Annotated in this window: 2 protein-coding genes and 1 pseudogene; 1 reads left to right on the top strand and 2 read right to left on the bottom strand. The window is 71.4% G+C overall.

Annotation, left to right across the window (positions count from 1 at the left end; translation table 11 throughout):
- Positions 1-798: pseudogene (locus ON36_RS11510) on the top strand (hypothetical protein); the annotation flags it as partial.
- A 395-nt stretch (positions 799-1193) separates the two neighbouring features.
- Here ON36_RS11510 and ON36_RS11505 read toward each other — a convergent pair.
- On the bottom strand, positions 1194-3371 hold the full coding sequence (locus ON36_RS11505; RefSeq protein WP_043651223.1) for a malate synthase G: 2178 nt from the start codon (positions 3369-3371) through the stop codon (positions 1194-1196).
- Between the two features lie 239 nt (positions 3372-3610).
- Positions 3611-4279 carry a DUF4232 domain-containing protein gene (locus ON36_RS35820; RefSeq protein WP_083885067.1) on the bottom strand — a complete coding sequence of 223 codons (669 nt, stop codon included), beginning with the start codon at positions 4277-4279 and terminating at the stop codon, positions 3611-3613.
- Between the last annotated feature and the right edge of the window lie 23 nt (positions 4280-4302).

The following is a 4302-nucleotide window of genomic DNA, read 5'->3' as shown; positions in this document are numbered from 1 at the left end:
AGCCAGGGCCGGGCCGTCGTCCGGGGCGTGCGGGCGGCCGTGGCCGCGCGGGCGGTGAGCGAGCCGACCCGTCACGACCGCCGCGCCGCCGACCCGGTGGCCTCCGGACCGGAGTGGACGCCCTCGGACGTGATCGTGCAGTGCGAGCTCGACCAGTGGCGGAAGGTCGCGGCCGAGCACGGCGGCACCGTCAACGGGCTGCTCGTCGCCCTGGGCGCCGGGCTCTTCGGGCGCAGCGGTCGCCTCGCCGACGGCGCCGAGCTGCGCGTCGACATCCCGAATTCGCGGCGCGAGGACGGCGATCCGCGCGCCAACGCCACCACGGGCCTGCCCATCGCGGTCCGCTACACCGCCGACTCCCCCGTCGACCTGGCCGCCGTGCGCGCGTCGATCAAACGCGCCGCGCTCGCCTACGGCGATCCCGCGACCACGCCGCCGTTGCAGCATCTCCAGCCGGTGCAGATGATCCTGCCCCGCGCGGTGCTGCACCGGTTCGCCCGCACGGCCAAGGCCCCCGAGTGCCTGTGCACCAACCTCGGCGAATCCGCCGCGGGCGTAGCCGACTTCACCGGGCGACGGGCGGCGGCGGTGCTGATGCGCCCGGTGATCACCACCAACGAGACCGACCTGTTCCGCCGGGTGGAGGTCGGGGTGAACCTGTCGTTCTGCACCGACGGCGAACTGGTCACCCTCGCGGTCACCGGCGCCGACCCCGACCGCTTCCCGACCCGCGCCGCCCTGCGCGCGGCAGTGACCACCGAGTTCGCCGTGTGGGGCCTGGACCCGGTCTTCTGGTGAGGACGCGCGAAACCCCCGGAGGCCCTGGGCCTTCCGGGGGTTTCGCACGCACTTCGAGAATCGCTCAGCGCGTCACAGCGGCGGGAACCCCGACGATCCGGTGGCCATCCAGTTCCAGAACAGGGCCGCCCGGTTCGTGACCAGAGCGATGACATCGAGCACAGTGCTACCCATACGTTGTTCCTATCGTGGGGAAACGAACCTTCGCCGCTCCACCCTAGCAATACGCGTCGATCGCGCATCGGTGTGATAACGCACGAATAACGCCCGCCACCCGCTGGGCGGGTCACGACGGGCGGGCCGTCCGCCGGGCGCCCCCGCGACGGCCGGAACGCCGGGACGACGCGACCCCCGCCCGGACGGACCGGACGGGGGTCGTGTTGCGCGACAGGCGATCAGGCGTTGGCGGCCTTGTACTCGCGGCGACGGCGGTGCAGGATCGGCTCGGTGTAGCCGTTGGGCTGCTTCGTGCCCTCGAGGACCAGTTCCTTGGCGGCCTGGAAGGCGATGTTGTCGTCGAAGTTCGGCGCCAGCGGACGGTAGTTCGGGTCACCGGCGTTCTGGCGGTCGACCACGGGGGCCATCCGCTCGAGGCTGGCGATCACGTCGTCCTCGGTCACGATGCCGTGGCGCAGCCAGTTGGCGACCAGCTGGCTGGAGATGCGCAGGGTGGCGCGGTCCTCCATCAGGCCGATGTCGTTGATGTCGGGCACCTTCGAGCAACCGACACCGTGGTCGATCCAGCGCACGACGTAGCCGAGGATGCCCTGGGAGTTGTTGTCCAGCTCCTGCTGCTTCTCCTCCGCGGTCCAGTTCGGGGCCGCGGCGAGCGGGATCTCGAGGATCTGGTCCACGGTGGCGCGGGGACCGCCCTTGGCGATCTCGGCCTGCCGCTTGAACACGTCGACCAGGTGGTAGTGGGTCGCGTGCAGGGTCGCGGCGGTCGGCGAGGGCACCCAGGCGGTGCTGGCGCCGGCCTTGGGGTGACCGATCTTCTGCTCGAGCAGGCCCGCCATCAGGTCGGGCATGGCCCACATGCCCTTGCCGATCTGCGCCTTGCCCGACAGGCCCTTGGCCAGGCCGGTGTCGACGTTCCAGTCCTCGTAGGACAGGATCCACTGCTGGGTCTTCATCTCGGCCTTGCGCACGACCGGACCCGCCTCCATGGAGGTGTGGATTTCGTCGCCGGTGCGGTCGAGGAAGCCGGTGTTGATGAACACCACGCGGTCGCGGGCGGCCTCGATGCTCGCGGCGAGGTTGACCGTGGTGCGGCGCTCCTCGTCCATGATGCCGACCTTGAGGGTGTTGCGGTCCAGGCCGAGGACGTCCTCGATCCGGCCGAACAGCTCGTTGGTGAACGCGGCCTCGTCGGGGCCGTGCATCTTCGGCTTCACGATGTAGACCGAGCCGGTGCGCGAGTTCAGGCGCTGGGTGTCGCCGTTGAGCGAGTGCACGGCGATCAGCGAGGTGATCAGGCCGTCCAGGATGCCCTCGGGCACCTCGTTGCCCTCGGCGTCGAGGATGGCGTCGGAGGTCATCAGGTGACCGACGTTGCGCACGAACAGCAGCGAACGTCCGTGCAGTGTCAGCTCGGAGCCGTCGAGCGCGGTGTACACGCGGTCGGGGTTCATGGTGCGGGTGAAGGTCTTGCCGCCCTTGGTGACCTCTTCGGCCAGGTCGCCCTTCATCAGGCCGAGCCAGTTGCGGTAACAGACGACCTTGTCCTCGGCGTCGACCGCGGCGACCGAGTCCTCGAAGTCCATGATGGTGGTCAGCGCGGACTCGAGGACGATGTCCTTGACACCGGCGGTGTCGGTGGAACCGATCGGCGAGGACGGGTCGATCTGGATCTCGATGTGCAGGCCGTTGTGCTTGAGCAGCACCGAGGTCGGGTTCTCCGGGTCGCCCAGGTAGCCGACGAGCTGCGACGGGTCGGCCAGGCCGATGTCGGTGCCGTCCTCGAGGCCGACCTCGAGCTCGCCGTCGACGATCTTGTAGTAGGTCGAGCCGATGTGCGAGCCGGTGATCAGGGTGACGGCGTCGTCGAGGAAGTTGCGGCCCCACTCGATGACCTTGTCGCCGCGGACCTTGTTGTAGCCGCTGCCCTTCTCGGCGCCGTTGGTCTCGGGGATCGCGTCGGTGCCGTAGAGCGCGTCGTAGAGCGAGCCCCAGCGCGCGTTGGCGGCGTTGATCGCGAAACGGGCGTTCATCACCGGCACGACCAGCTGCGGGCCCGCGGTGGTGGCGATCTCGGCGTCGACGTTCTCGGTCCCGATCTGGAACGGGGCGGGCTCGTCGCGCAGGTACCCGATCTCGGTCAGGAACTGCTTGTAGGCGGCCTTGTCGTAGTCGGCGCCCGGGTTCTCCTGGTGCCAGGCGTCCAGCTTGCCCTGGATCTCGTCGCGCTCGGCCAGCAGCGCGCGGTTGCGCGGAGCGAGATCGTTGATGACCTGCTCGGCACCGGCCCAGAACGCGGCGGAGTCCACGCCGGAACCGGGGAGCGCTTCGTTCTCGACGAAGTCGTGGAGAACGCCGGCCACCTGGAGCCCGCCGACCTGAATCCGCTCTGTCATCTACTGCCTCACTTTTCGAGAAAGCCGGGTGAAAAGGACGAAGTCATGTTACCCGTGCGTACCTTTCGCTTGGTGCGTCGGGTCAACACGCCGAAGGCCGTTCCGTATTCCGGACCGCGCGGCCACGGGGGTGGGCCTGTCGCCTCGGCACCGGACCCGGCGCCCCCGGGCACGGGCGGCCGAGGCAGACCCGCCGAACGGGGCGCTCGGGCTGGCGCCGGAGGTCGCCGACCGCCGACTCACCCCGCGGCGCGCACCGGGTGGACCTGCAGGGCGCAGGCGGTCAGGGCGACCGGGTGTGTGGTCGTTTCGGTGGTGTTCGGCGGGGTGACCAGCAGCGCGGTGTAGACGGGGCAGCCCTGATCGGCGGTCCCCACGGCGGTGCCCTCGACGGTCGCCTCGGCGGCGCGGTCCTGGGTGAGCAGCACCGTGGGGGCGCGGTCCTCGCCCGCGGGCAGCCCGCCCAGGTAACCGCGCGGGGTACGCGACGCGGGCACCTGGCCGTGGCCGGTCGCGTCGACGCCCGGATAGCCGGTCAGCGTGCAGGGCGCGCTCGCGCCGACCAGGCCGAACGTCAGCCGCACCCCCTGGTGTCCGGCCGCGGCCCCCATCGGCTCGGCGCCGACGATCACCTGCCCGTCGCGGCAGGCCGGGGTCCCCGCGTCGGTGGCCGGGGTCGTCGGCGGTGCCGCGGTCACCGGGGTGGTCGGTGGCGGGGGCACACCCGGCGGCGCGGGCGCGGCCGGGGTGAGCGGGCGCGTGGTCGCCACCGCGGGACCCGGCGGCGGCTCGGACACCGCGCCGCGGCCCGCGGGCGCGGCGGTGCCCGGCGTCGTGCTGTCGCAGGCAGGCAGCGCGGCCAACGCCACGCACACCGCCGCCGCGACGATCACCGAACCACGCGTCATCGGCACTCCTGGGGTGTCGGGCC

Origin of the sequence: Nocardia thailandica NBRC 100428 (assembly GCF_000308795.1) — a bacterium.
Lineage (GTDB): Bacteria > Actinomycetota > Actinomycetes > Mycobacteriales > Mycobacteriaceae > Nocardia > Nocardia thailandica.
This window is presented reverse-complemented; position numbering and strand designations above follow the sequence as displayed.